The organism is Halobacterium sp. R2-5 (genome assembly GCF_011734195.1).
GTDB lineage: Archaea > Halobacteriota > Halobacteria > Halobacteriales > Halobacteriaceae > Halobacterium.
Genome location: NZ_JAANTH010000001.1, coordinates 969,742 through 994,548 on the forward strand (window position 1 = coordinate 969,742; position 24,807 = coordinate 994,548).

The 24,807-nt window shown below is 67.6% G+C and carries 23 protein-coding genes and 1 tRNA gene; 8 read left to right on the forward strand and 16 right to left on the reverse strand.

The genetic code is table 11. The features are described 5' to 3' along the window. The first annotated feature begins 53 nt into the window (after positions 1 to 53). Positions 54 to 749, forward strand: a complete 696-nt coding sequence (locus G9C83_RS05245) for a metallophosphoesterase (RefSeq protein WP_167245046.1) — start codon at positions 54 to 56, stop codon at positions 747 to 749. Here the strand turns inward: G9C83_RS05245 and G9C83_RS05250 are convergent. After that, positions 741 to 2,033 carry an NAD(P)/FAD-dependent oxidoreductase gene (locus G9C83_RS05250; RefSeq protein WP_167245047.1) on the reverse strand — a complete coding sequence of 431 codons (1,293 nt, stop codon included), beginning with the start codon at positions 2,031 to 2,033 and terminating at the stop codon, positions 741 to 743. The genes G9C83_RS05245 and G9C83_RS05250 overlap by 9 nt on opposite strands. Positions 2,034 to 2,122: 89 nt before the next feature. On the opposite strand from G9C83_RS05250, the gene G9C83_RS05255 reads away from it, so the two are divergent. Next, positions 2,123 to 3,316, forward strand: coding sequence for a threonine synthase (locus G9C83_RS05255; RefSeq protein WP_167245048.1), 1,194 nt, complete (start codon positions 2,123 to 2,125; stop codon positions 3,314 to 3,316). A gap of 145 nt (positions 3,317 to 3,461) precedes the next feature. On the opposite strand, the gene G9C83_RS05260 is transcribed toward G9C83_RS05255, so the two are convergent. From G9C83_RS05260 to G9C83_RS05270, 3 genes are all read right to left on the reverse strand, one after another. Continuing rightward, entirely contained in the window at positions 3,462 to 6,212 is a 2,751-nt protein-coding gene (locus G9C83_RS05260; RefSeq protein WP_167245049.1) for a TRAP transporter permease, read from the reverse strand. Next, a complete protein-coding gene (locus G9C83_RS05265; protein WP_347877778.1) occupies positions 6,209 to 6,688 on the reverse strand; it encodes a DUF1850 domain-containing protein in 480 nt (159 codons plus the stop codon). The genes G9C83_RS05260 and G9C83_RS05265 overlap by 4 nt, the downstream gene beginning before the upstream one ends. A 109-nt stretch (positions 6,689 to 6,797) precedes the next feature. Further along, positions 6,798 to 7,823, reverse strand: coding sequence for a TAXI family TRAP transporter solute-binding subunit (locus G9C83_RS05270; protein WP_167245050.1), 1,026 nt, complete (start codon positions 7,821 to 7,823; stop codon positions 6,798 to 6,800). 182 nt (positions 7,824 to 8,005) lie between these two features. On the opposite strand from G9C83_RS05270, the gene G9C83_RS05275 reads away from it, so the two are divergent. Genes G9C83_RS05275 through G9C83_RS05285 form a run of 3 tightly spaced genes read left to right on the forward strand, consistent with a single transcriptional unit; the run spans position 8,006 to position 10,071 of the window. Continuing rightward, positions 8,006 to 8,692, forward strand: a complete 687-nt coding sequence (locus G9C83_RS05275) for a metal-dependent transcriptional regulator (protein WP_167245051.1) — start codon at positions 8,006 to 8,008, stop codon at positions 8,690 to 8,692. Next, entirely contained in the window at positions 8,689 to 9,399 is a 711-nt protein-coding gene (locus tag G9C83_RS05280; protein ID WP_167245052.1) for a TMEM165/GDT1 family protein, read from the forward strand. Before G9C83_RS05275 ends, G9C83_RS05280 begins: the two co-directional genes overlap by 4 nt. 39 nt (positions 9,400 to 9,438) lie before the next feature. After that, positions 9,439 to 10,071, forward strand: coding sequence for a LysE family transporter (locus G9C83_RS05285; protein ID WP_167245053.1), 633 nt, complete (start codon positions 9,439 to 9,441; stop codon positions 10,069 to 10,071). On the opposite strand, the gene G9C83_RS05290 is transcribed toward G9C83_RS05285, so the two are convergent. After that, on the reverse strand, positions 10,072 to 10,746 hold the full coding sequence (locus tag G9C83_RS05290) for an HD domain-containing protein (protein WP_167245054.1): 675 nt from the start codon (positions 10,744 to 10,746) through the stop codon (positions 10,072 to 10,074). A gap of 105 nt (positions 10,747 to 10,851) precedes the next feature. Then, on the reverse strand, positions 10,852 to 11,160 hold the full coding sequence (locus tag G9C83_RS05295; protein WP_167245055.1) for a hypothetical protein: 309 nt from the start codon (positions 11,158 to 11,160) through the stop codon (positions 10,852 to 10,854). 122 nt (positions 11,161 to 11,282) lie between these two features. On the opposite strand from G9C83_RS05295, the gene G9C83_RS05300 reads away from it, so the two are divergent. Next, positions 11,283 to 11,438, forward strand: a complete 156-nt coding sequence (locus G9C83_RS05300; RefSeq protein ID WP_167245056.1) for a hypothetical protein — start codon at positions 11,283 to 11,285, stop codon at positions 11,436 to 11,438. A gap of 21 nt (positions 11,439 to 11,459) precedes the next feature. Here G9C83_RS05300 and G9C83_RS05305 read toward each other — a convergent pair whose 3' ends face one another. The 9 genes from G9C83_RS05305 to G9C83_RS05345 form a co-directional block, all read right to left on the reverse strand. Next, entirely contained in the window at positions 11,460 to 13,436 is a 1,977-nt protein-coding gene (locus tag G9C83_RS05305; protein WP_167245057.1) for a response regulator, read from the reverse strand. Between the two features lie 94 nt (positions 13,437 to 13,530). Further along, positions 13,531 to 13,632, reverse strand: a tRNA-Gln gene (locus G9C83_RS05310). Positions 13,633 to 13,673: 41 nt separating this feature from the next. Further along, positions 13,674 to 14,417, reverse strand: a complete 744-nt coding sequence (locus G9C83_RS05315; protein WP_167245058.1) for an HNH endonuclease signature motif containing protein — start codon at positions 14,415 to 14,417, stop codon at positions 13,674 to 13,676. 51 nt (positions 14,418 to 14,468) lie between these two features. Continuing rightward, complete coding sequence (locus G9C83_RS05320) at positions 14,469 to 14,903, reverse strand: metal-dependent transcriptional regulator (protein WP_167245059.1); 435 nt, start codon at positions 14,901 to 14,903, stop codon at positions 14,469 to 14,471. A gap of 37 nt (positions 14,904 to 14,940) precedes the next feature. Further along, positions 14,941 to 15,435: a ferritin-like domain-containing protein gene (locus G9C83_RS05325; protein WP_167245060.1), complete on the reverse strand. Its 495-nt coding sequence runs from the start codon at positions 15,433 to 15,435 to the stop codon at positions 14,941 to 14,943. 117 nt (positions 15,436 to 15,552) lie between these two features. After that, positions 15,553 to 16,776, reverse strand: coding sequence for a Fe-S cluster assembly protein SufD (sufD, locus tag G9C83_RS05330; RefSeq protein WP_167245061.1), 1,224 nt, complete (start codon positions 16,774 to 16,776; stop codon positions 15,553 to 15,555). Position 16,777: 1 nt separating this feature from the next. Continuing rightward, on the reverse strand, positions 16,778 to 18,208 hold the full coding sequence (sufB, locus tag G9C83_RS05335; protein ID WP_167245062.1) for a Fe-S cluster assembly protein SufB: 1,431 nt from the start codon (positions 18,206 to 18,208) through the stop codon (positions 16,778 to 16,780). 9 nt (positions 18,209 to 18,217) lie between these two features. Then, positions 18,218 to 19,126: an ABC transporter ATP-binding protein gene (locus G9C83_RS05340; RefSeq protein ID WP_167245063.1), complete on the reverse strand. Its 909-nt coding sequence runs from the start codon at positions 19,124 to 19,126 to the stop codon at positions 18,218 to 18,220. A 143-nt stretch (positions 19,127 to 19,269) separates the two neighbouring features. Beyond that, positions 19,270 to 19,863, reverse strand: a complete 594-nt coding sequence (locus G9C83_RS05345) for a DJ-1/PfpI family protein (RefSeq protein ID WP_167245064.1) — start codon at positions 19,861 to 19,863, stop codon at positions 19,270 to 19,272. 85 nt (positions 19,864 to 19,948) lie between these two features. Here G9C83_RS05345 and G9C83_RS05350 point away from each other — a divergent pair, with 85 nt between their 5' ends. Beyond that, on the forward strand, positions 19,949 to 20,692 hold the full coding sequence (locus G9C83_RS05350; protein WP_167245065.1) for an SDR family oxidoreductase: 744 nt from the start codon (positions 19,949 to 19,951) through the stop codon (positions 20,690 to 20,692). Between the two features lie 157 nt (positions 20,693 to 20,849). After that, the gene (locus G9C83_RS05355; RefSeq protein WP_167245066.1) at positions 20,850 to 21,962 is read left to right on the forward strand and encodes a glutamate-cysteine ligase family protein; all 1,113 of its coding nucleotides are present in this window, start codon (positions 20,850 to 20,852) and stop codon (positions 21,960 to 21,962) included. On the opposite strand, the gene G9C83_RS05360 is transcribed toward G9C83_RS05355, so the two are convergent. Next, entirely contained in the window at positions 21,963 to 24,698 is a 2,736-nt protein-coding gene (locus G9C83_RS05360; protein ID WP_167245067.1) for a DNA-directed DNA polymerase, read from the reverse strand. Positions 24,699 to 24,807 lie beyond the last annotated feature (109 nt).

Consider the following 24,807-nt stretch of genomic DNA (forward strand, 5'->3'; position numbering starts at 1 on the left):
GTGTCGGTCCGCTGACCGCTGGACCTAACCCCGAGTAGCGCGGACTCCGTGGCGTGAGCGACACTCCGTCGTGGCTGACGTTCGGCGAGCGCGCCGCGTACCTGCCGGAGGCGGACGCGCTCGTGCTCGCGGACGTCCACGTCGGCCGGGACGCCGCTTCACAGGTCGAGCTCCCGCTGGGGGAGCGCGCGGACCTCCTCGAACGGCTCGACGCCCTCCTCGCCCAGTTCGAGCCGTCGACGGTCGCCGTCGCGGGCGACCTCCTGCACGTCCGCGGGAGCGTTCCGGACGGCGTCCAGGAGACAGTGGAGGCAATCGAGGCGGCCGTGGCCGACGCGGGCGCCGACCTCCGCGTCGTGCGCGGGAACCACGACACGATGGCAGACGCGGTCGGCGTCGACGCCGAGGAGTGCGCCGAACTCGCGGACGGCACGGTCGTCTGGCACGGCCACGACGACCCGCCCGTGGACGGCGCGCGCTACGTCGTGGGCCACGAGCACCCCGCGGTCGAAATCGAGGGCACCCGCCACCCGTGTTTCCTCTACGGCCCGCGCCAGCACGAGGGCCGCGACGTGGTCGTGCTGCCCGCGTTCACGCGGCTCGCGGCGGGCACGCTCGTGAACGGCCTGGAGCGCAACGACTCGCTGTCCTCGATGCTCGCGGACCCGGACGGCTTCCGGCCCGTGGTCGTCAGCGAGGGGGAGACGCTGGCGTTCCCCGCGCTCGGCGAGCTCCGCGGCCTACTGTAGGTCCGCGGCGACCGCGTCCGCCGCCGCTTTGCCGCTCTCCAGCGCGCCGTTGATGGAGGAGTCGTGGGTGTAGTCGCCGGCGAGGTAGACGGCGCCGTCCGGGTCGCGGACGTCCGGCAGGCGCTCGTGGACGCCCGGCGGCTGGGCGAACTGCGCGAACGAGAGGCGGTCAGTACGGAGCAACTCGAAGTCCCCGAGCGACGCGGCCGGGTACCACGCCGCGAGCGCCTCCCGCGTTCGCGTCTGGAGGTCGCCGTCGGACTCCGGACGCACGTCGTCGCCGGCGCTCTCGTGGCCGACCGTGGTCGCGGCGACGAGCGCACGGCCCTCGGGCGCGTACTCGGGCGCGACGCCGGATAGCGGCGCGACCGTCGTCGGCACCTCCCCGCCCGCGTTCAGGTGGATGCGGTCGCTGTCCGCGAGCGGGTGGCCCGCCGGCACCGCGAAGTACTGGGTGACGCAGCCGCGGCCCTCGGTCGGAACCGCCTCGACGTCCGTGAGCTCCCGGCTCGACTTCGGGTCGGCGGCGACCACGACGGCGCCAGCCTCGACCGTCTCGCCGGGAATCTGCACCGACACGGAGCCGTCCCCGGGCTCGACGCGTTCGACTGGCGTCTCGGTGACGACGCGCGCGTCCTGCCGGACCGCGCGGTCGGCGAGCTGGCGCGTGATAGTTCCCATCCCGTCGGCGGGGACGACGGTCTTCCCCTCGGAGAGCATCTTGAACGTGAACTCGAAGACGCGCTTGGAGGTGTCGAGTCCGGTGTCGAGCGTGATGCCGCCGTAGAACGGGCGGACGAATCGCTCGACGTAGCGCTCGGAGAACCCGCGCGCGTACAGGTGCTGCTCGATAGTCGCATCCGGTTCGGCGAAGATCTCGTCGACGGACTTCGCCTTGAGGTCCGCGCGCAGGCGGAGCGTGCGGAGCTTGTCCGTCGTCGAGACCTCCGTGTTGAGCACGGACTCCGCGAGCGCGGTCGGCTCTCGCAGCGGGTCCGCGAGCACGGAGCGCCGGTCGCCGCGACAGATCGTCGCGCCCGGGGAGAACGCCCGCAGGTCGAGCGCGTCGAAGTCGAGTTCGCGCTTCGCCGCGGGGTAGGCCGTGAACAGCACCTGGAACCCGCGGTCGAAGACGTAGCCGTCGCTGCGCCGCGAGCGCACGCGCCCGCCGACGTCCTCGCGCCGCTCGAACAGCGTCACGTCGAAACCCTCGGCGGCGAGCCTCCGCCCAGCTGTGAGGCCCGCGAGCCCGCCGCCGACGACCACCACCCGGGAGTCGGTCATGTGCGGGAGTTCGCCCGCGGCCGCCAAGAAACGATGGGCTCCAGTCTGGAAGGGACAGGGCTTTTCTCGCCCCCCGCGAAGGCCCACGCATGGAGACGACGCCGGCCTTCGAGGGGCTTCGGTGCGTAGACTGCGAGGAGACGTTCGACCCGGAGGAAGCGACCCACCGCTGTCCGGACTGCGGCGGTATCCTCGATCCGACGTACGACTACGATAGCCTCGACGTCACCCGGGAGACGTTCGAGTCGCGGCCCTTCGACTCGATGTGGCGCTACGAGGAGCTGCTGCCGTTCGCGCGGGACTCGGCCGTGTCGATGGGCGAGGGCGCGACCGCGCTCGTCGAGTGCCCGACGCTGGCCGACGAGATGGGCGTCGGCGCGGTCTACCTCAAGGACGAGGGACGCAACCCGACGGGGACGTTCAAGGACCGCGGGCAGACGGTCGCGATGACCGCAGCCGCCCAGCACGGCGCCAGCGACGTTGCGCTCGCGTCCGCGGGCAACGCCGGGCAGTCGGCGGCCGCGTACGCGGGCCGCGCGGGCATCGACTCTCACGTCTTCCTGCCGTCCCGCGCGGGGTTCACGAACAAGGCGATGGTGAACGTCCACGGCGGCGACATGACGGTCGTCGAGGGCCGCATCGGCGACGCGGGCGCCGCCTACGACGACGCGATGGACGAGCACGACGACTGGTACTCGGTGAAGACGTTCGTGACGCCGTACCGCCACGAGGGCAAGAAGACGATGTACTACGAGACGGTCGAACAGCTCGACTGGGAGGTCCCGGACCACGTCGTCTACCCGACCGGCGGCGGCGTCGGCCTCGTCGGGATGCACAAGGCCGCCGAGGAGCTCCGCGACCTCGGGCTGACCGACGAGACTCCCGCGATGTACGCCGCGCAGGCGGAGGGCTGCGCGCCGATCGTCCGCGCGTTCCAGGAGGGCCGGGACGTCCACGAGCCGTGGGACACGCCGGACACTATCTGTGGCGGCATCGAGATTCCCGACCCGGGCGCGAGCCCGTGGATTCTGGACGCGCTCCGCGAGAGCGACGGCGGCGCGGTCGCGACCAGCGACGAGGAGATTCTGGACGCCGCGACGACGGTCGCGGCTCACGAGGGCCTGGAGATGGGCGCGACGTGCGCGGCCGCGGCCTCGGGCGCGTCCGCGCTCGCCGACGACGGCGCGTTCGGCGAGGACGACACCGTCGTCCTGCTGAACACGGGCACCGCGAACAAGGACGCCGACGTGCTCCGCTCGCACCTCATGAGCAAGGGCATCTGAGGGCGACCGGGCGCTCGGACGAGCGACGAACCGACGTCGGAGCGGTGCGCTCCGCGTGACGGGAAGCGTTTCTCTCGGGTGACTGCACTAACGGGCACGGTGTCCCGACAGCCTCTCGTAAAACGGTCGGCGTGACCGCGAGCGGTCAGGTCGACGCCGCTTCGGGCGTCCGCTCCGCCGAACCCAGCTCTCGCCTGTTCTTCAGCGTGAGCGCGACGAACAGCAGGAGGCCGACGCCCCGGAGCGTCAGGTCCAGCAGTAGCGCGTCGACCGACACCGTGACGCCGACGAGGCCGAGCACGTCGAAGACCGACGTCGAGAGGAGGGCGGGCGCCATGAGGAGGAGCGAGCTGAGCGCGAAGCCCGCCCGCTCGAGCCGGTCGACGTCCGTGTACAGCGTGCCGATGACGGTCGCACCGAGGGCGACGACGCCGAGGAAGACGCCGGCGATCGGCACCAGAATCTCGGGCACGGAGTACGACAGCTCCGTGAGGTCGGCGAAGTTGACCACGCGGTACTGCTCCCGAATCGGCAAGTCGGCGGCGTTCGCCTTCTCCCTGAGGAGGACGATGCCGGGCGCGAGCACGAAGGCGAAGGGGACGATTGCCTTGTTCAGCGACAGCGAGAACGCCTTCACCCCGGTCTCGAACGGGTCGGACTTCGCGACGCCGCTCGCGGCGTAGGCTGCGACGGCCACCGGCGGCGTGATGTCGGCGATGACGCCGAAGTAGAGGATGAACAGGTGTGCGGCCAGCAGCGGGATACCGAACTCCACGAGCGGCGTCGCGAGCATCGAGATGAGGATGATGTACGTCACCGTCGTCGGCATCCCCATCCCGAGGATGATGCTCGCGACGGCGGTGACGAGTAACATCACCACGATCGAGCCGCCGGAGAGCGCGAGCAGCAGCGACGTGAGGTTCGGTCCGAGGCCGGAGACGCTGATGACGCCCGGGATGATGCCGGCGGCGGCGACCGCGATGACGACCGGGACGGCCGTCCGCGCGCCCTCGTCCATCGACTTGACGACGAAGGTGCCGATTCGGAACAGCTGATTCTCGCCGAGGTCGCGGTCAGTGCGCTCGCCGGCCGATTCGGCTGCGTTCTGTACGGTCGGGTTCAGGTCGAGCAACGACGACTGCACGTCCGCGTGGTACAGCATCGTCACGGCGCCGGCGAGCATCGCGTACCAGCCGACGCGCGGGCCGACGATTGCGGCCGCCTCCTCGAGGGGGACGCCCGCACCGCCGGCACCGCCGAGGAAGCCCGTGACCGGAACACCGGCGACGACGAAACTCAGGAGGTCGGCGCCGGCGATGACGGCCAGCGACCCGAACAGGAAGGCACGCGTCTGCTTGCTGTAGGCCGCGATGAACGTGATGAGGGCGACGAGCGCGACGAGCGTGAACCACGCCGAGCGGGACACGGAGAGCCGCTCGATGATGAGGTAGTACAGCAGCAGGAAGATCGGGACGAGGTAGAACCAGCCGCGCTTCAGGTGCTCGCGCATGGTCGCGGTTTCGAGGTCCTCGACGCCGCCGATGCCCTCCTGGACGGCTTTCAGGTGGACCATCACCCAGACCCCGAAGAAGAACACGATCGCCGGGACGGTCGCGAGGATGATGATCTCGCGGAACGGCGTCGCGGTGTACTGGACCATCAGGAACGCCGCCGCGCCCATCACGGGCGGGAGAATCTGGCCGCCGGAGGACGCCGAAGACTCGACGGCGCCGGAGAACTCCGGCGAGTACCCGGAGCGTTTCATCAGCGGGATGGTGAACGCGCCGGTAGTGACTGTGTTCGCGATCGACGACCCCGAAATCGTGCCCATGAAGCCGCTCGCGAGGATGCTCGCCTTCGCGGGCCCGCCCTTGCGCTTGCCGGTCGCGGCGTACGCGAGGTCGATGAACCACTGGCCGGCGCCGCTCATCTCCAGGAACGAGCCGAACAGGATGAAGATGTAGATGAAGCTCACGGAGACCGTCACCGGAATCCCGAAGACGCCGTTCTCCGTGTTGTACCAGAGGTTCTGCACGATGTCCGGCCAGGTCAGCTGGGGGATCGCCAGGAGGCCGAGGAACGGCGTGTCGCCGCTGATGAGGTATCCCCAGCGGGCGTACACGATGAACGTCGCGACGATGATCATCAGCGGCAGGCCGAGCGTCCGGCGAGTGGCTTCGAGGACCAGGAGGATGCCGATCGCCCCGAGCAGCATCGCGTACGAGTACTCACTGATGAAGGGGACGCCGCCGAGGACCGGTTCGAGGAACGGGTACACGCCCGTGACCGGGCGGCCGGACTCGAGCCCGAACACGCGCATGTCCTGTATCTCCGAGAACTCCGTGAGGAAGTACAGCGCGGTGAGCACCGCGAAGCCCATACAGACCACGTCGAAGGGCGTGACACGACTTCGGTCGGGATCGACGAACGCCCAGCGAGCGGCGCCACGGACTCCGTCGAGCGCCCGTGACGCCGGGTTCGATCGGCCCAGCCGCGACGTCGCAGCGTCCATTCCGGAGCCCAGGCGACTGGAGATGCGCCCGTCGCCCATCGACGCGGGGAACATCAGGAACGTGAGCACCAGCGCGAACGCGACGTGGACCGCGTTCGCCTGCAGGAGCTGTAGCCCCACCTCGACGCTGTCGAGGACCGGGATGGGAACGTTGCCGAGTACCGGGAGCGAGATGCTGCCCAGCGCCGGGAGCGGGATTGTGATGTAGAAGCCCTGTGCCGCCAGGAACAGCTGAAACACAGAGAAGAGAATCCCGATCGCCGAGACGGCGAGGGCGGCGAGCCCCTTCAGCGACCGTCGGCGTTCGATCTCGTCGATGAGCTCGTCGGCTTCTTCTCTGGAAAGCTCCGCGTCGTCACCGCCGTCTGGGTTGTTCGTGCTCATAGGAGTACATCAGTTAGCGTCCGTCGTTCGACGTGAATGCGCACGTCACTCGCGTTCGTCTTCGACACCAGGTCAATCCGTCGGTCGTCGACGATCAACGTGTGGTTCGCGATCCGGCCGGGCGAGACCGACAGCGACTCGAGGGTCATGATCGGTTCCGGCGGGTCGTAGACGAACGTTCCGTTGACGTTCGTGACGTTGACCCGTGACGGGAGCCCCCAGCCGTAGGATTCGAACTCCATTCGCGTGTTGGCGAGCGTCCCACCGTCGACGCGATACACGTCGTTGACTGGCGTCTTCTCGACGCTGTGCATGTACCGTAGTTCGACGGTGCTGCCGGTCTCGACGGGCTCCGTGACGTACCGCTCGCCCGTGTCGACGTCCTCGACGACGAGCACTTGGCCGGTCGAGACACCTGCTGCTACGCCGGCGAGTGCGACCAGTAGCGCGACGAGTACGGCGACGACCGCGACCACGAACCGTTTGCGTCGAAGGATTCGGTGAATCACGATGGGAAGTGGAGGAGCTCGTTACTGCGGCATCGGGGACGATGCGAGAGTCGATACCGTGCTCGCTGTCGTCAGTCTACGCGTCGAAGTACGTCGCCGCACCCTCGTGGAGCTCGATGGACATCCCGTCCTGTGCGCTGTCGGCGGAGATGAAGTCCGTCTTGATGGAGAGCTCGTCGACGTTGTCGAAGATCGCTGCGGTGACCGTCTCGACGGTGTCGGCGGGCACGTCCGAGTGCGTGGCGATCATCGCCTGCACGGCGACGGTCTCGACGTCCTCGTCGACGCCGGTGTACGTCCCACCGGGGATCGTGTCGTCGGCGAACCACGAGGCGGCGTCCTTGACGGCCTGGCGGTTCTCGCCCTGGATCGGGACGATCTGGACGTCGTTCGTGTTCGCGAGGTCCTCGATCGCACCGACCGGCCAGCCGCCGACGACGAACGCTGCGTCGATGTCGCCGTTCGCGAGCTGTTCGGACGCCTGCGAGAAGCCGGCGTTCTGCTCGTTGTAGTCGGTGATGCCGACCGCTTCCAGGATCTGGTTCGCGTTGACCTGCGTCCCGGAGCCGAGGTCGCCGGTGTTGATCGTCGCTCCGCTGAGGTCGCTCAGCGACTCGATGCCGGTGTCCTGGAGCGTCACGACGGTGATCGTTTCGGGGTACAGCGTCGCGACGCCCTGGAGGTTCTCGATCGCGTTGTCCTGGAACGTGTCGATGCCCGTCCCGTTCTTCGCGAAGTACGCGACGTCGTTCTGGATGAGCGCGAAGTCGGCGGAGCCGTCCGCGAGACTCCCGACGTTCTCGACGCTGGCGCCCGTCGACTGGACGTTCAGCGAGTAGTCGGTGTTCGCCTCGACGATGGTCTTGATCTCGTTCGAGAGCGGGTAGTACGTGCCACCGGTACCGCCGGCGTGCCAGCTCAGGCGGTTGCTGCCGCCGTTCCCGCCTCCGCTCTCGGTCGTCGTCGTGTCGCCGTTGCCGTCGCTATCTCCGTCGCCATCGCCGTCGCCGTCGCCGCCGTTTCCGCTACAGCCAGCGAGGGCTGCGACACCAGCAATACCTGTCGCTTCGAGGAACCGCCGACGCGTCTTTTCGGATGACATACTGTCACATAAGTCGTCCGCGGGGTTTATATTACTGTCGAGTGTAGCTCGTTAAGGTTTGGATGATGTTACCAATCCACCCCCAAAACCCACACACGTACAGTAAAAAACCCATCTCGCCGGATCTCGCAGTTGGCCACCGCCAACTATATAATTAGACGCGTCTAATCACCTGGTAACGAATGCTCTCCGACGTGATGGAGGACTACCTCAAGGCCGTCTACGCGCTCGAACGCGAGCACGGCCCGCCGGTGAAGACCTCCGCCATCGCCGACTACCTCGACGTCACGCCGCCGACAGTCACCAGCATGGTCGAAAAACTGGAAGAGCGCGGCCTCCTCGCCCGCGAGAAGTACAAGGGCGTCGAGCTCACGCCCGAGGGCGAAACCGTCGCGCTCGAAGTGCTGCGCCACCACCGGCTGCTGGAGGCGTTCCTCGCGGACCATCTCGACTACTCGTTCGACGAGGTCCACGACGAGGCCGACGCGCTCGAACACCACATCAGCGAGGAGTTCGAGCGCCGCCTCGCCCGGAAGCTCGACGACCCCACCGTCGACCCGCACGGCGACCCGATCCCCGGCGCGGACCTCGAGCCCCCGGAGCACCCCGAGACCGCCGCGCTCGCCGACCACGAAGCCGGCGACCGCGTCGTCGTCGCGCAGGTCGACGACCGCAACTCCGAGGAGTTGCGCTACCTGCGGGACGCCGGCATCGAGCCCGGCACCGAACTCGCCGTCCGCGAGCACGCGCCCATCGGACTCTTCGTCGTCGACGTCGACGGCGACGACGTCCACCTCCCGGACCGCGTCGCGGCCGCGATTCGCGTGCGCGCAGTCGACGCGCCCGCCGGCGAGGTGACGCGTCCGTGACCGGCTTCGCGGAGCTCGCGGCCATCGCGTTCGCCGCACAGCTCGCGGTCCTCCCCGGCGAGAAAGTCCAGTTCATCATCGCGGGGCTGTCCACGCAGTACGACCCCCGCGTCGTCGTCGCCGCCGCGGCCACCGCGTTCGGCATCTGGACCGCAATCGAAATCGCCGTCGGGAGCGCGCTCCAGAGCGCACTCCCCGGCGTCTACCTCGACGCCTTCACCGGCGGGCTGTTCTTCGTCTTCGGGGTGCTGTTGTTGCGCTCGATGCCCGCCGACGGCAACCCCGGACCGATGACCAGCGACGGCGGCATCGTCTCGCTCGGCGGGCGCTTCGAGCAGGCCACGATTCTGGGCAGAGACGTCCCGACGTACTTCGGCGGCTTCCTCCCCATCTTCGCGATGATGTTCGCCGGCGAGTTCGGCGACAAGACCCAGCTGGTCACCATCGGGCTCGCAGCCCAGTACGGCGCCCGGCCCGCCATCTGGGCGGGCGAGATGGCCGCCATCGTCCCGGTCAGCCTGCTGAACGCGATGTTCTTCGCGCGGTTCTCCCGGAGCTTCGACGCCCGCCGCGCACACATGGCGGCGGCCGCCCTGTTCTTCTTCTTCGCGGGAGACGTCGCGCTCCAGTTGCTGTTCGACGTCTCCGTCTGGGAGGAAATCGTCGGCGCCGTCGCCCGCGCGCTCCCCGCCACGTTACTGCCGTAACCGGCGGGCTTTAGTCGTCGACGGGGACTACTCGCTTTCGTGTTCGACGCGCTCGTCTCCGTCGCCGCCGGCCTCGTCCTCGGCCTCTCGCTGGCGGCGCCGCCCGGCCCGATGAACGCCGTCATCGCGGAGGAAGCCGTCACTCGGGGCTGGCGCGCCGGCTTCTCCGCGGGCCTCGGCGCGATGACCGCCGACGCGTGCTTCTTCGTGCTCGCGCTCGTCGGCGTCGTCGCGTTCATCGAGGACGCCCCCACCGTCAAGACGCTCATGGTCGGCGTCGGCGGCGTGCTGATGCTGTACTACGCGTACGGCGCCTACCGGGACGCCGGCTCGTTCTCCGACGCCGACCCCGCAGAGGGCCGCGGGTTCCGGAAGGCGTTCGTGCTCGCGCTCACCAACCCCTACCAGGTGACGTGGTGGCTGACCGCCGGCGTCGGCCTGCTCAACCCCGGCGAGATATCGGCGTTCGGCCTGCAGCTGTCCGCGGCGAACGGTGCGCTCACCATCGCGGGGTTCTTCGCCGGCATCCTCGTCTGGGTCGCGGGGTTCCCGGCGTCGCTGCGCGCGGCCGGCGAGCGCGTCGACGCGTTCGGCACCGTCGTCGCGTACGCCAGCGCGGCGGTGCTGGCGCTGTTCGGACTCACGTTCCTGAAAACGGCCGCGGGACTGTAGCTACTCGCGCATCCCGGGGACTTCCTCTTCGAGCCACTCCCGGAACCACCGCACGCGCTTGATGCGCTGGTGGGCGATGGACTCGGCGGTGTCGCTCTCCACGCGCTCGGCGGCGTTCTCGCCGCGTTCGAGCACGCGGTCGATCATCTCCGCGGCGTCGACGTGCGTGCGGGCCTCGTAGCCCATCCGCAGTAACATGAGTGCCGCGCCGTTCGCGCCCGCCTTGTCGAGGACGTCGGCCTCGATGAGACACCGCGTCTCCAGCGGGAGCTCCGAGAGGTCGCCCTGGTAGGAGTGGTCGGTGATGGCGGCACACACCTGCTCGACGAACGACGGCGCGAAGTCGCCGTGGGTCTCCAGGTACTTCCGGGCGATACGCGCGCCCTCATCGGCGTGTTCCTCCTGGTCGGCTTCCAGCTTCGCGATGTCGTGGAACAGCGCCGCGACGCGGACCACGTCGACGTCCGCGCCCTCCTCGCTGGCGATGCGTTCGCCGATGTCGACGACGTTCCGGATGTGCGTGAAGCGGTACTCCGCGGAGTGCCACGGGTACCACCGCATCCGGCCGCCGTCGTCCTCGTTCTCGACGCTCGCCTCGAGGTAGTCGCGGACGAACGCGGCCATCTCGTCGAACTGGTGCTCGGAGACCGGCGACTCCTTTATCTCGACGCCCACGATTTCACCTCCGTTTGCCGGCGTACACGTACGGTCATTACTACAACGAAGGCCTGTTTCTCTCTTTAGCCTTTTGCAGACGCACGCCTCTGAACGACCCCCGCGTCAGTCGAGGTCGTAGTCGGCGACCGCGGACTCGCAGTCACGCATCGCGTCGAAGCGCTCCTCGTCGGGGTCCTCGATGGCGACGGACTCGACCTCCAGCCAGCCGCCGTCGTACACCAGTCCCGTCACCCAGTCATCCGTCCCGAGGATGATACGTTCGGTGATGACGACGGGCTCGCGGGTGTCGGCCTCGACGGCCTCCTCGCGGTCGACGGGCACCACCAGCGAGAACGCGTCGGCGTGGTTGAGCGCGGTGACCTCCTGCTGGCGGAGCGGGCGGTCCGGCAGCGACTCCAGCGTATCGCTCATACCGCACGCAGGCGGGCGCGACGGTTAGGCCGTTCGCTCCGGCGGCGCCACCCATATTTATTCGACCCGATAAAATACACACACAAAACATATATACTGACACTCCATCGCCTCGAAACGAGATGCCGCTCTGCAAGAACTGCGAGTCGTTCGTCACGAAGGACTACGCCCGCGTGTTCACGCCCCCGGGCGTCGAGCAGCCCCGCGTCTGCCCGGACTGTCCGGACATGGTACGCGACGGCGCGGACGTCCGCGAGGCTCGCGCGACCCGATCGTAACGCCGACGAACACCCGTTCCGCTACGCCTGCCGCGATTCGACCGCGTCCGCGAATTCGACGCCCGTGATCTCGAAGCGCGTCCCACCACCTCTCCCGTCCGCCACCGCGACCGCCCAGCCGTGCGCGTCGGCGATCTCCTCCACGATGGGCAGGCCGAACCCGGTGCCGTGCTCGCTGTTCGTGTACCCGTGCTCGAACACCTTCTCGCGCTCTTCGGTGGGGATACCGGGGCCGTCGTCCGCGACGTAGAAGCCGTCGGCGTCGTCGAGCGCGCCGACGCGGACGGTGACGCCCTCGCCCGCGTGCTCCACGGCGTCCTCGGAACGCTGCGCGTTCCGTTCGACTGTCGAACCGTGTTCGACAGCATCCTGCCGAGTCTGCGAGTCAGGGTCCGTGGAGCCGTGCTCCACGGCGTTCCGGAAGAGGTTCTGGAACACCCGATGGAGGCGGTCGCCGTCGCAGCGGACCGCGAACTCGTCGACGACATCGAGCGTGGCAGCCTCGCTCCCGACGCGTTCCCAGCACTGCCGGGCGACGTCCGCGACCGCGACCCGCTCACGGTCGGACACCGTCTGGCCCTCGTGGGCGAGCGTGAGCGTGTCCTCGATGAGCGTCTCCATGCGCTCCAGCGACTCCGCGACCGCCGCGAGGTGCTCGCCGTCGCCGCCCTCCCGAGCGAGCTCCAGCCGCCCCGAGGCCACGTTCAGCGGCGTGCGGAGGTCGTGGCTGATGATGGTGGCGAACTCCTCTAAGCGCTCGTTCTGGCGTTCGAGCTCCTCGGTTCGCTCGCGCAGCCGGCGCTCGGACTCCAGCCGCGACAGCGCCTCCCGCGCGTGGCCCGCGAGCAGCTCGGCGAGCTCGCGGTCCGTCGCGTCGAACGCGCCCGTCTCCCGAGAGACCGCCTGGAACGTCCCGATGTCCGCGAGGGGCGTCGTCAAGGCCGCCCGGTACTCGGGATCCGCGGGCGTGATCTCGTACTCCCGGAGGTCGTCCGCGACGATCGTCTCCTGGCGCCGGTACGCACGCGTCGCGAACGTGTCCTCGTCCAGCGGCGTCACCTCCCAGTAGCCCTCCGTGTCCGTGTCCAGCGACCACGCCGCCTGCACCAGCGCGTCGCCCTCGTGGATGTCCACCGCTACCAGGTCGAAGTCCAGGATGTCCTCCGCCGCGTCCACGAGAATATCGTACACCTCGTCCTCCGTGTCCGCGGCCTCCAGGTCCGTCGCGGCGTCGTGCAGCGCCGCCAGCGCCTGGCCGCGCTCCCGGTGCTCCGTGATGTCCCGCACCGTGCAGACGAGTTCGTCGTCGTCGGTCACCGCCAGCGTGTGGTCCTCGACGAACGTCTCGCCGTCCGCCCGGACGCCCGTCGTCTGCCCGCTCCACGTCCCCTCCTCACGGACCTGCGGGAGGACCTCGTCCTCCACGCTCGCCACCGCCTCGTCGGGGTACAGCATCTCCCAGTGCTCGCCCACCATCTCCTGAGAGTCGTAGCCGTAGAGGTCGGCGTACGCCTCGTTCACGTAGATGAACTCGCCGTCCGCGTCGAGGATGCTGATGCCCTCCTCGGCGGCCTCGATGGCGTCGAGCTGGCGCTGGCGGTGGGACTTCGCGCGCGCCGTGTCCACGTAGTTCAGCACGCGGTTCGCGAGAATCGTGTACTGGTCGGTGCCCGCCTCCTTCTGGAGGTAGTCGGTCGCGCCCGCGGAGATGGCCTCGCTGGCGACTTCCTCGCTGCCCTTCCCCGTGAACAGGATGAAGGGGAGGTCCGGGTTCCGCGAGCGGACGTCCTCGAGGAACTCGATGCCGTTCCGCCCCGGCATGTCGAAGTCGGAGACCACGCAGTCGACGTCGTCCTCGTTCAGCACCGCACACCCTTCGTCCGCGTCCGACGCGGTCACGACCTCGATGCGGTCGTCCTCGCGTTCGAGGAACTCGCCCGCCATCTCCGCGAACCCCGACTCGTCGTCGACGTGGAGCACGCGGATCTCGTCGGTCATTACGCCCCGTAGCGCTTCGAGATTAACGGGTCTATCGGTTCACGTAGGCGTGTCGGCACCCCTGAAGCCAGAGGAAATGTAAAAATTCCTACAGTAGTCCCGGGCGGATTCGAACCGCCGTCATAGGCTGTCTTCCCGGCACGCAAACCCGTACCGGTCCAAAGGCCCATATGATTGGCCACTACACCACGGGACTGCGTACGACGGTAGTCTATGGTGCCACAATAAGATTGCTTTTTACGAACTTCGTGAGGGAAGAGTCGCGTCGCCGTCCTCGATACGACGGTGGCAGGAACGACAGAGACAGATTACGTTGTCCAAGTAGTGAGCGTCCGCTGGATTCTCGAAATCACGAACGCGCTCGATGTGGTGAACGTCCGGCTTCCGACCTGACTCTTCGACCCCCGCACCACAATTTTGGCACTCGTAGTTGTCACGCTCTAACGCTGCCCGCCGCACTTTCCACCACGAGGACCCGTATGGGAACGTGCCACCTTCCCATTGATGATGAGATTCCCCGACGACGTTCTCCGACAGCCACTCGCCGTAGCAGTCGAGATTACAGAACGAACCGTAGGACGTTGAATCGACGCGCGACGGGTGTCTCTCTAGCGTCGAACCACAGTGCTCGCACTCGACTTCGACGTTCGACACGGCTGATTCCTCGTGTGGTAGTAGTCCGTCTGCCTCGGCAACGCACGTCGAACAGTACACACCGTCCTTGTTCGAGGGGTAGTACTCGAAGGAGTCGCCGCACTGCTCGCATTCCGTCGTCTCTTTCGCGCCAGAGTAGTTCCCGTTCTTCTCGCCTGACTGGGTGTAACAGTCCTCGCAGTACGTGCGACGCGACTTCGGGTCGTAGAACTCGGTACCGCAGTCCGCACACGTTCGGTTCGGTAGCGGTTCGTCGTGGACCTTCGTGTGGTGCTGGCGCATCCCCCGCTCGGTCGAGAGCCCCTTGCCACAGGTCGGACACTCCATACCGACGCCACACGCGGACCCGACTAGAACGTTAGCCCACTTAAAGAACGGTCAGTCGTCGGCCTCGATGCGGTCCTCGGCGAGTAGGCCGCAGGCGTCGTCCTCGGCGTCGAAGCACTCCGGGCACTCGGGCTCGCGGTCGATGATCATGTCGAGGCGGTCGGCGACCGTCTCGTCGATGACGGGCTCGAGCTGGCGGGCTTCCGCGCGGAAGTCGTCGACGTCGAGGACGTTCGCGAGGAAGCGCTCGAGGATGCAGTACGTCTGCAGCGCCTCGCGAGCGCGGGCTTCGCCGTCGTCCGTGACGGTCGCGCCCTTGTACTTCTCGTGGGCGACGAGCCCGCGGTCCTCGAGTTTCCCCACCATCTCGTTGACGCTCGCGGGGCTGACGCCGAGGCGGTCGGCGAGCTCGCCGGTCGCCGCCGGGCCGTCCTCGAGCTGCTGGACGAGGAAGATCGTCTTCAGGTACTGGTCGGCAGTGTTCACGCGACACACCTCCGCCGTTGAGTGAGTTGTTCCGTGCTCATGCGCGGGCCTCCATCAGTTTCGCGACTTCTTCGACGCCCTCGGCCTCCGCGTGGCGAATCTCGCGGAGCACCGCCAGCAGTTCCTCGCGGTCGACGCCGAACGACGCGGAGCCGGACTCGACGGCGTCCACGAGGTCGTCGTAGAACTTGTACGCGGTCTCCTCGCCGTGGAGCTGGTCGTAGAGCACGCCGTCGAAGTCCTCCGGACCGGTCTGGCCGTAGCTCTGCGCGACCAGGTCCTTGACGTCCTCGAAGGGGATGCTGTCGGCGTCGAGGGCCGCGACGAGCTCTTCGAGCTGCCGGCGGTGCTCGGCGGACTCCTCGCTGGCCGCCGAGAGCAGCGCCTCGATGGCGTCGTCGCGCTCGTCCTCGGGCAGCGACTGGTAGTGGCGGTGCGCGCGCGCCTCGACGACCTCCTCTAACACGATGCCGATCTGGAGGAGGCGGGCGAGCTGGTCGTCGGAGTCGACGCGTGCCGCGACCGTGCTCACGGCGCACACCTCGACGGCTGTACTCCGGTCATGCTACCCGTAACTGAGAGAGAAGCGGACTTAAACCGTTCCCTCCGGCCGCGGATTCCGGGGGACGGAAGTGAGTGCTGTGAGCGCTTACTGGAGGCGCTCGTGGATGCGCTGCTGGAGGTCCTCGCGGAGCTCCTCGACCTCGACCTCCTCGAGGACGGGGACGAAGAAGCCCTCGACGAGCATGTCGGTGGCTTCCTGCTCGGGGAGGCCGCGGTTCCGCATGTAGAACAGGTCCTCGCTGTCGATCTGACCGACAGTCGCGGAGTGGCTGGCCTCCGTGTCGTGGTTGTTGATGATGAGCTTCGGGGAGGCGTCGGCCTCGCTGTCGTCGCTCAACATCAGGGTGTTCTCGCGCTGGTAGCTGGAGGTGTCCCACGCGTCGGCGCCGACGTCCTGGACGCCCTCGTAGACGGAGCGCGCCTCGTCGTCGATGACGCCGCGCGTGACGAGGTCGGCGGTCGTGTGCTCGGCGCGGTGGTAGACCTTCGACTCGAGGTCGAAGTGCTGGTCCTCGTGGCCGAAGAACGCGCCGACGATGCTCGTCTCGCTGGAGTCGCCGTTCAGGTTCGTGGTGACGGCGGTCTTCGTCAGCCGGCTGCCGAGGTTCCCCTCGATCCAGTTGACCGTGCTGTAGGTGTCGGCGTCGCCGCGCTTGACGGTGTAGTTGTACGTGTCCTCGTCGAAGTCCTGCAGGCTGCCGTACTGGACGTACGAGTTCTCGCCCGCGTCGACCTCGACGATGCCGGAGTAGTACCGGCCGTCGGGCGCGTCGGCGGCGTCGTCGGCCGTGTCCTGCCGCTCCAGAATCGTCACGGAGGCGTTCTTCTCGGTGACGACGAGCGTGTAGTTGAACAGCGACCGGGAGGTCATCGACGTCCGAATCGTCACGTCCTCGGCGTCGACGCCCTCGGGCACGTGGACGACCGTACCGGTCGTGAACAGCGCCGTCGACAGGGCCGTGAGGCGGTTCTCCTGCGGGCCGACGACGCTGCCGAAGTGCTCTTCGACGAGCTCGGCGAGGTCGTCGTCCTGCAGGGCGTCGTGGAACGACGCGATCTCGACGTTGTCCGGGCCGACCTGGTCTTTCTCCTCGGTCTGGCCGAGCGGGTCGACGAGCGCCTCGAAGTCGAGTTCTTCGAGGTGCGTCCACTTCCGGCCGGGCGTCTCGATGACGCTCGGGTAGTCGAGGTCCTCGAGCGCGTCGAGGGCGTCCAGGCGGGTCTGGAGCAGCCACTCGGGCTCGTCGCGCTCGTCGGCGAGCTGCCGTACCGTCGCTTCGCTGATGTCCGTGTGCAGTTGCGTGCTCATGTTATCCGAGGCTCCCCTCCATCTCGAGTTCGATGAGGCGGTTGAGCTCGACCGCGTACTCGATGGGCAGTTCCTCCGTGATGGGCTCGATGAAGCCCGCGACGATCATCTGCTTGGCGTCGTCGTCGTCGAGGCCGCGGCTCTGGAGGTAGAAGACGTCCTCGTCGCCGATCTTCCCGACGGTCGCCTCGTGGGCGACGTCCACCTTCGACTCGTTGATCTCCATGTACGGCATGGTGTCGCTGGTGGACTCGTTGTCGAACATCAGCGCGTCGCACTCCACGGACGTCGAGGAGTCCTCGGCGCCGTCGGCGATGTGGACGAGGCCGCGGTAGTTCGTGCGGCCGCCGTCCTTGCTGATGGACTTGGACTCGATGGTCGACGCGGTGTCGGGCGCGTTGTGGTAGACCTTCGCGCCGGTGTCGATGTCCTGGCCCTCGCCCGCGAACGCGATGGAGATCTGGTTCGCGGTCGCGCCCCGTCCCTTCAGAATCGAGGACGGGTACAGCATCGTCGCCTTCGACCCCATGGAACCGGAGACCCACTCCATGGTGCCGTTCTCCTCGACGATGGCGCGCTTCGTGTTGAGGTTGAACGTGTTCTTCGACCAGTTCTGCACGGTCGAGTACTGCACGTGGGCGTCCTCCTTGACGAACACTTCGACGCCGCCGGAGTGGAGGTTGTGGGTGCCGTACTTCGGGGCCGAACAGCCCTCGATGTAGTGGACCTCACTGCCCTCCTCGGCGATGATGAGCGTGTGCTCGAACTGGCCCATGCCCTCGGAGTTCATCCGGAAGTACGCCTGCACGGGCATGTTCACCGTCACGTCCTCGGGGACGTAGACGAAGCTGCCGCCGGACCAGACGGCGCCGTGGAGCGCCGCGAACTTGTTGTCGCTCGGGGGGACGCACTTCGTCATGAAGTGCTCCTTGACGAGCTCCTCGTGCTCCTGGACGGCCTCGTCCATGTTGCAGAAGACGACGCCCTTCTCCTCCCAGCGCTCCTGCATGTTCTGGTAGACGACCTCGGACTCGTACTGGGCGCCGACGCCGGAGAGCGCCTCGCGCTCGGCCTCGGGGATGCCCAGCTGTTCGAACGTGTCCTGGATCTCGTCCGGGAGGTCCTCCCAGTTGTCCGCGCCGGCGCGCTTGTCGACGTCGGGACGGATGTACGGGATGATCTCCTCGACGTCGAGCTCCGAGAGGTCGGGCTGGCCCGGCCAGCCGGTCGGCATCGGCATCTTCTTGTACTGCTCGAGGGCGCGGAGGCGCCGCTCGAGCATCCAGTCGGGCTCGTCCTTGTCCTCGGAGATGAGTCGGATGGTCTCCTCGGTGAGCCCCTTCTCGGACTTGAAGGCGGACTTCTCCTCCTTCTTGAATTCGAATCGGGCCTCGGTGTCGGTTTCTTCTAAGTGGTCTTGGTCTGAGCTCATGGTTGTGGTTTACGCGGTCTCGTAGACCTGCTCGCGCACCCAGTCGTACCCCTTGTCTTCGAGCTTCTCGGCGAGCTCTGCGTCGCCCTCCATGACGACTTCGCCGTCGAGCATGATGTGGACGCGGTCGGGTTCGACGTAGTCGAGGATGCGCTGGTAGTGGGTGATCTGGAGGATACCCGTGTCCTGTTCGTCGCGGAGCGCGTTGATGCCCTTCGCGACGTCCTGCAGGCGGTCGATGTCGAGCCCGGAGTCGATCTCGTCGAGGACGGCGATCGACGGCTCGAGGATGGCGGCCTGGAGGACCTCGTTCTGCTTCTTCTCGCCGCCGGAGAAGCCGGCGTTGAGGTAGCGGTTCGCGAAGGACTCGTCCATGTCGAGGAGCTCCATCTTCTCGGAGAGCATCTCCTGGAACTCGGCGACGCCGACGTCGCCCTCGTCGGCGGGCCCCTCCATCGGGGAGGTCTCGTAGCCCGCGTCCTCGTCGTCTTCTTCCTCGTCCTCACCGAAGAGCAGCTCCTCGCGCTCTTCGAGCTTCGCGTTGAGCGCGGTGCGGAGGAAGTTCACGAGCGTGACGCCTTCGATTTCCGCGGGGTACTGGAAGCCGAGGTAGATGCCGAGCGCGGCGCGCTCGTTCGGCTCCAGTTCGAGGAGATCCCACGTCTCGGCGTCCTCCGGGACCACTTCGAGGTCGTCGAAGTCGTCGTCTTCGAGGTGGAGCAGCACTTCGCCCTCGGTGACCTCGTAGGCCGGGTGGCCGGCGATGATCTTCGACGTCGTGGACTTGCCCGAGCCGTTCGGGCCCATCAGAGCGTGGATTTCGCCCGACGGGATTTCGAGGTCGACGCCCTCGAGAATCTCTTCACCGCCCTCTTCTGCGACTTTCGCGTGTACGTTTTTGAGTTCGAGCGTAGCCATTGCCTCAGTCGTCTGTAGGGAAGGGGCTTGGACGCATAACGGTTACGGAATTCCCGGGTTCCGGTTCCGAATTAGGAAAAAACAGTTTTCGTTTGGGAAAACCTAAATCGAGTTTCTTCGGGCTCGGTGCCCCTCTACGCTGGTCAGTCGTCGGCGGGAACCTCCTCGCCGTGTTGCACTTCCGTCCCGAGCAGGTCGAGGAACTGGGCGATCCACTCGGGGTGGTCCGGCCACGCCTGCGCAGTCACGAGGTTTCCGTCCGTCGTCACCTCGTCGACCCACGTGCAGCCGGCGCCCTCACACTCCGCTCGCACCGCGGGATACGACGTCATCTCGTAGCCGTCTAGCACGTCCGCAGCGGCCAGAATCTGCGGACCGTGGCACAGCGTCGCCACGGGCTTGTCCTCCTCGAAGAAGTGCCGGACCGTCTCGATGACCTCGTCGTACGTCCGCAGGTACTCCGGTGCCCGACCGCCCGGCACCACGAGACCGTCGTAGTCCGCCGGGTCGACCTCCTCGAGGGTCGCGGTCAACTCAAAGTCGTGGCCGCGCTCTTCGAGGTACGTCTGGTCGCCGCGGAAGTCGTGGATCGCGGTCTTCACGCTGTCGCCCGCTTCCTTCTCGGGGCAGACGGCGTCGACCTCGTGGCCGACCGCCTGCAGCGCCTGGAACGGTACCATGATCTCGAGGTCCTCGCCGAAGTCGCCGACAACCATCAGCAGGTTCTTGCCAGTCATTGTCTCCCGGTATTCTGTTGGCGCTCGTCGGGCATAACTGTTCGCTGGGCGAACTATCAAGCCGGTCGGGTCCGAGTCCACACACATGGTCTCAGCACGACTCGACGACCAGGTTGCCATCGTCACCGGCGCCAGCAGCGGCATCGGCGAAGCCACCGCCCGCATCCTCGCCAGGGACGGCGCCGACGTCGTTCTCGCCGCGCGGCGCCGCGGCGAGCTCGAAGCCGTCGCCGACGACGTGGCCGACGAGCACGGCGTCGACGCGCACGTCGTCCCGACGGACGTCACGAACGAGGACGAGGTCGAAGCGCTCGTCGACGCCACCTGCGAGGAGTTCGGCGGCGTGGACGCGCTCGTGAACAACGCCGGGCTCGGCGTCGGCGGCGACGTCGAGGACCTCTCCACGGACGGGTACCGACAGATGATGGACGTGAACTGCGACGGCATGTTCTTCGCGACGCGGGCGGCGCTCCCGCACCTCCGCGAGGCCGACGGCAACCTCGTCTTCGTCGGCAGCTTCGCCGGCCAGTACCCGCGGCCGTCCAACCCCGTCTACGCTGCCACGAAGTGGTGGACGCGCGGGTTCGCGCACAGCGTCGAGGCTGCCGTCGGCGACGACGGCGTCGCGGTCACCGTCGTCAACCCGACGGAGGTCCGCACGGAGTTCGGCAGCGAGGACGGCACCGCCTTCGAGGAGACGTTCGACCCCGGCGAGGTCACCGAGCCAGAGGAGATTGCGGAGGCGATCGCGTTCGCGGCCCGCCAGGAGGCGCCGACGACGACCAGCGAGATCGACGTCTACCGCCGCGACAAGTTCGCGCACTTCTGAGCGCCCTCCCGCGCTCGGTTTCTGTACGAACGCCCAGTGATTCCCGCCCCGGGAAACCTTCTTGTAGGAATTTGTTCAACGTTATCACGTAACACGGTACTCGTACCGGTGACGCTGCGAGGGGACCGCCGACAGACCGCGACCACACCACACACCCGTGCCACCACCCGACTCTGCGCCGACGCGCCGGAGCATCGAGGTCGAGTACTGGGTCGTCGACGACGACGGGCGGCTCACCGAGCCCGGCGAGCTGACGGACGCGATCCCGGGCGCCGAGCGCGAGTTCGTCGAGCCGGTGCTCGAAATCAAGACCAGTCCCTGCGAGAGCACGTCCGAGCTACGGGGGGAGCTGTTCGACCGCGTCGGCTCGGTCCTGCGGCGCGCGGACGACCTCGGCAAGCACCTCGTGCCGCTCGCCACCCCGCTCGTGGACGCCGACCTCCGCGACCTGCCGAGCGAGCGGACGCGCATCCAGCGCCGCGCGGTCGGTGACGCCTTCGAGTACGTCCGTCACTGCGCGGGCACCCACGTCCACGTCGAACAGCGGCCGGGCAGCGAGGTCGAACAGTTCAACGCGCTCGTCGCTGTCGACCCAGCGCTCGCGCTCGTCAACTCCGCGCCGCAGTTCCGCGGACGACCGGAGGCGGCCGGCGCGCGCTCGAAGCTCTACCGGCGGCGGGCGTACGACGACCTCCCGCAGCAGGGCCGCCTCTGGCCGTACCTCGACGACACCAGCGAGTGGGCCGCCCGCCTCGACGGCTGCTACGAGTCGTTCGTCGCCGCGGCGGTCGACGGTGGCGTCGACCGGGAGGCGGTCGAGTCGACGTTCGAGCCGGAGAGCGCCGCGTGGACGCCCGTGAAGTTCCGGGAGGCGTTCGGCACCGTCGAGTGGCGGTCCGCCGACACCGCGCTCCCGAGCGAGGTCGTCCGGCTCGCCGACGACGTGGTCGGCGTCGTCGAGCGAGCCTGCGAGGACGGCCTGCGAACGGGCGGGAAAGTCGCGCGCGTCACCGGCGACGGCGTCGTCGCGCCCGAGTTCGCCGTCGTGCAGGAGCGCGTCGAGGACGCGATACGCGACGGCCTCGACTCGGACGCGGTCCGCTCGTACCTCCAGCGGCTGGGCTTCGACGTGACGGCCTACGAGCCGGCGACGCAGGAACTCCAGGAAGAAGGAGCGCTCACCGGGGAGCGGGCGCGAGAGCTCCGCCTCGAACACGCCGAGCGGCTCGAACGCGACGTCCGGCGCGCGCGGTCGGTCAGCGACGACTAGTCACATGAAGCTCCCGAGGCCGGTCTGGGTCTGCCCGCTCTTGACCTCGTCCCAGGAGATGTCCAGCGCCTCGAGGATGCGCTCGATGGGGCCCTTGAGGGTCTTCTCCAGCATCACGTCGTAGTCGATCTCGAACGCCTCGGGGAGCTGGTCGGCGTACTCGTAGCAGATGACGTCGTGGTCGGTCTTGAACTCCACGTAGAGGGGGTCGTCCCGCAGGTCCGGGTTCTCGCCCTCCAGTTCGCGGAAGAAGTCCGGGTGGACCTTCCGGAGGTAGACGCGCTTGGGCTTCGAGCCGCGCTGGAAGTTCGTGCCGAGCAGGAGGTTCGCGTACTTCGCGCCCCGCACCTGCGCGGTGTCCGTGTCGTAGTTGTCGAGGCACTTGCCGATGCCGCCCGGGATGCCGATGTCGTCGAGGTCGACGGCGCCGTCCTGGTACTCCTCGATGACGTCGTGGACGTACTCCTCGACGGCGTCGACGTCGCCCTCCTTGACGATGAGCTCGATGACGCGCTTCTGGACGCGCTTCGTGATGGGCGCGATGTCCGAGCGCTGGTACTCGAAGCCCGTGATGTCGATGTCGTCGACGTCCTTGCCCTCCTTCCAGACGATGTGGCCGGCGTACCGCTTCTTCTTGCCCGCCTGGAAGAACCGGCGGTAGAGCTTCTCGAACTCGATCTGGAAGCGGTGTTCGTCGGCGTTGAGCTCTTCGCTGGCGAACTCGTCGTAGGCCGCGTTGATGTGGTCCTCGATGTCGAAGGACGCCTCGATGGCCTCCTCCTTCGAGAGGTCCGGTCCGAGCTCCAGCATCACCGAGTCGGTGTCGCCGTACGCCACCTCGTGGCCGATGTCGTTGGCGGCCTCCTCCGTGAACGAGATGACTTCGCGGCCGGTCGCGGTGACCGCGGCGCCCATCTCCTTGTCGTAGAGCCGGAAGCGCTCCCAGCCCAGCACGCCGTAGAGGCTGTTCATGATGACCTTCACTGCGGCCTGCTGGCGGTCGTAGCGGTCGTAGGCTTCGCTGTCCGGGTCGTGGTCGTTGCGTGCGGCCTTCTTCTGCTCGCGCTCCGCGAGCGTCTCGTCGATGATCTCGCGGATGATGCCGTCCGGCTCCTTCCGGAAGTGCGTGCCGTTGGGCGCGCGGTACGTCTCCCCGTCGTAGCTCTCGGGGTCGACTTTGGTCTCGGGTGAGGCGTTCGTCGTCACCATGCACATCGGGTAGAGGCTCTTCAGGTCGAGCACGGTGACGTTCTCGCGGACGCCCGTGATGGGGTCGAAGACGGCGCCGCCCTCGTAGTCCTCGGACTCCTGCTGGCCCTTCGACGGCAGCACGAACCGGCCGTACGCCTTGTGCAGGATGTACAGGTCGACCGCGTCCCCGGGCGTGGTGGCGTCCTCGAGCTTGCAGCCGACGAACTCCGCGACCTCCTTCCAGAACGGGACGATGTTCTGCTTGCGGTCGATTTCCACGCAGAGCTCCACGTCCCTGACGTTGTACTCCAGCAGGCGCTCGGGGTCGTCCTCCCAGAGGTCGCCGATGTCGCCCGTGTACCGCTCCTTCCCGGCGTCGAGTTCCTTCTCGCCGACCGCGTCCAGCCGGTAGGAGTCCAGCTCGGAGCGCTGCATCCGCTGGTAGCCGTACAGCAGGTCGAAGACCACGCGGCCCTTGATGTTCGGGCCGCCCCAGCCCGACGTCCACACCTCACCGACCCGCGAGAGCCTGTCCGAGTCGATGTCGTGCTCGCCGTACGAGCCGAGTTCGTCCAGCCGGTCGACGTAGTAGGGGGCGTCGAAGTCGTCGAAGTTCCAGCCCGTGAGCACGTCCGGGTCCGTCTCCTCGAGGTAGTCGAGGAACGCCTCGTGCATCGCCTCCTCGCTGTCGAACGCCCGTACTTCGAGGTCTGCGCCGTCGTCCATCAGGTCGTGGTCGACGAGCGCCTCGGGCGACGGCGCGGTCGCCTCGGGCGCCTCGTACAGCCACGCGATGTACTCGTCGTCGTAGGAGTCGTGGCTGGTCAGGCAGACGATGGGCTCCTCGCCGTCCTCCGGGAAGCCGGAGCGGTCGTCGACCTCGATGTCGAAGGTGTTGACGCGCACGTCGGCGTCCACGTCGCAGGTCTCGATCTCGTCGTGGTGGACGTAGACGGCGCCGTCGTCGGCGCGGCGCTCGGGCACGCGCAGCCCGCTCGTGATGTCCTTGTCGATGAGCAGGCGGTTCGGGAACAGGATGTCCGCCTCGTAGTGCTCGAAGCGGTCGCGGATGTTCCCGACGTCGCGCGGCGTCCGGCCGAAGATCTTCGTGAGCTTCTCGCCCCGGATGGACTCGTAGGGCTCGCCGTTCTCGTCGGTCTCCTCGGAGCCCGTGATGACGTCGTCGGTGAGGTCGTCCTCGTCGAGGCTCTCGGTCGGCGCGTAGAAGTACGGCCGGAACCCGTGCACGCGGACGTGCTCGGCGGTGTTGTCGGCGGTGCGGCCGAACACGTGGACGACGGGGCGCTCGCGGTCGCCCTCGCCCTCGACGGTGTAGTCGACCTGCGTCACCATCAGTTCGACGTCGCCGTCGACGTCCGGGAGCGCGTCCGCCTCCGCGGAGACGATCTCGTTCACCACGGGGTCGCCGTCGCCCGCGACTACTTCCGCTTCCGCGCGGACCGTGTCGTCGGGGACGCTCTCCGACGCGTCTCCGTCGGCGTCGGCCCCCTCGTGCATGAACTCGGAGAGGTCCGTGTCTTCCATTGCGCGATAGTTCGGCCCTGCCGCCTAAAAACTCGCCCTTCCGGTCGGCGAAATCGGCCACCGGGAGAAGGCTTATGGTATGATACGTCTTACCACGATTCGAGGTGAC

What these genes read in the sequence shown, in the direction of transcription:
- G9C83_RS05350 (WP_167245065.1), top strand. Translation starts at nt 19,949, where the DNA reads ATGGTCTCAGCACGACTCGACGACCAGGTTGCCATCGTCACCGGCGCC.
- G9C83_RS05250 (WP_167245047.1), bottom strand. Translation starts at nt 2,033, where the DNA reads ATGACCGACTCCCGGGTGGTGGTCGTCGGCGGCGGGCTCGCGGGCCTC.
- G9C83_RS05360 (WP_167245067.1), bottom strand. Translation starts at nt 24,698, where the DNA reads ATGGAAGACACGGACCTCTCCGAGTTCATGCACGAGGGGGCCGACGCC.
- G9C83_RS05340 (WP_167245063.1), bottom strand. Translation starts at nt 19,126, where the DNA reads ATGGCTACGCTCGAACTCAAAAACGTACACGCGAAAGTCGCAGAAGAG.
- sufD (WP_167245061.1), bottom strand. Translation starts at nt 16,776, where the DNA reads ATGAGCACGCAACTGCACACGGACATCAGCGAAGCGACGGTACGGCAG.
- G9C83_RS05305 (WP_167245057.1), bottom strand. Translation starts at nt 13,436, where the DNA reads ATGACCGACGAGATCCGCGTGCTCCACGTCGACGACGAGTCGGGGTTC.
- G9C83_RS05295 (WP_167245055.1), bottom strand. Translation starts at nt 11,160, where the DNA reads ATGAGCGATACGCTGGAGTCGCTGCCGGACCGCCCGCTCCGCCAGCAG.
- G9C83_RS05260 (WP_167245049.1), bottom strand. Translation starts at nt 6,212, where the DNA reads ATGAGCACGAACAACCCAGACGGCGGTGACGACGCGGAGCTTTCCAGA.
- sufB (WP_167245062.1), bottom strand. Translation starts at nt 18,208, where the DNA reads ATGAGCTCAGACCAAGACCACTTAGAAGAAACCGACACCGAGGCCCGA.
- G9C83_RS05315 (WP_167245058.1), bottom strand. Translation starts at nt 14,417, where the DNA reads ATGGAGTGTCCGACCTGTGGCAAGGGGCTCTCGACCGAGCGGGGGATG.
- G9C83_RS05345 (WP_167245064.1), bottom strand. Translation starts at nt 19,863, where the DNA reads ATGACTGGCAAGAACCTGCTGATGGTTGTCGGCGACTTCGGCGAGGAC.
- G9C83_RS05270 (WP_167245050.1), bottom strand. Translation starts at nt 7,823, where the DNA reads ATGTCATCCGAAAAGACGCGTCGGCGGTTCCTCGAAGCGACAGGTATT.
- G9C83_RS05255 (WP_167245048.1), top strand. Translation starts at nt 2,123, where the DNA reads ATGGAGACGACGCCGGCCTTCGAGGGGCTTCGGTGCGTAGACTGCGAG.
- G9C83_RS05300 (WP_167245056.1), top strand. Translation starts at nt 11,283, where the DNA reads ATGCCGCTCTGCAAGAACTGCGAGTCGTTCGTCACGAAGGACTACGCC.
- G9C83_RS05275 (WP_167245051.1), top strand. Translation starts at nt 8,006, where the DNA reads ATGCTCTCCGACGTGATGGAGGACTACCTCAAGGCCGTCTACGCGCTC.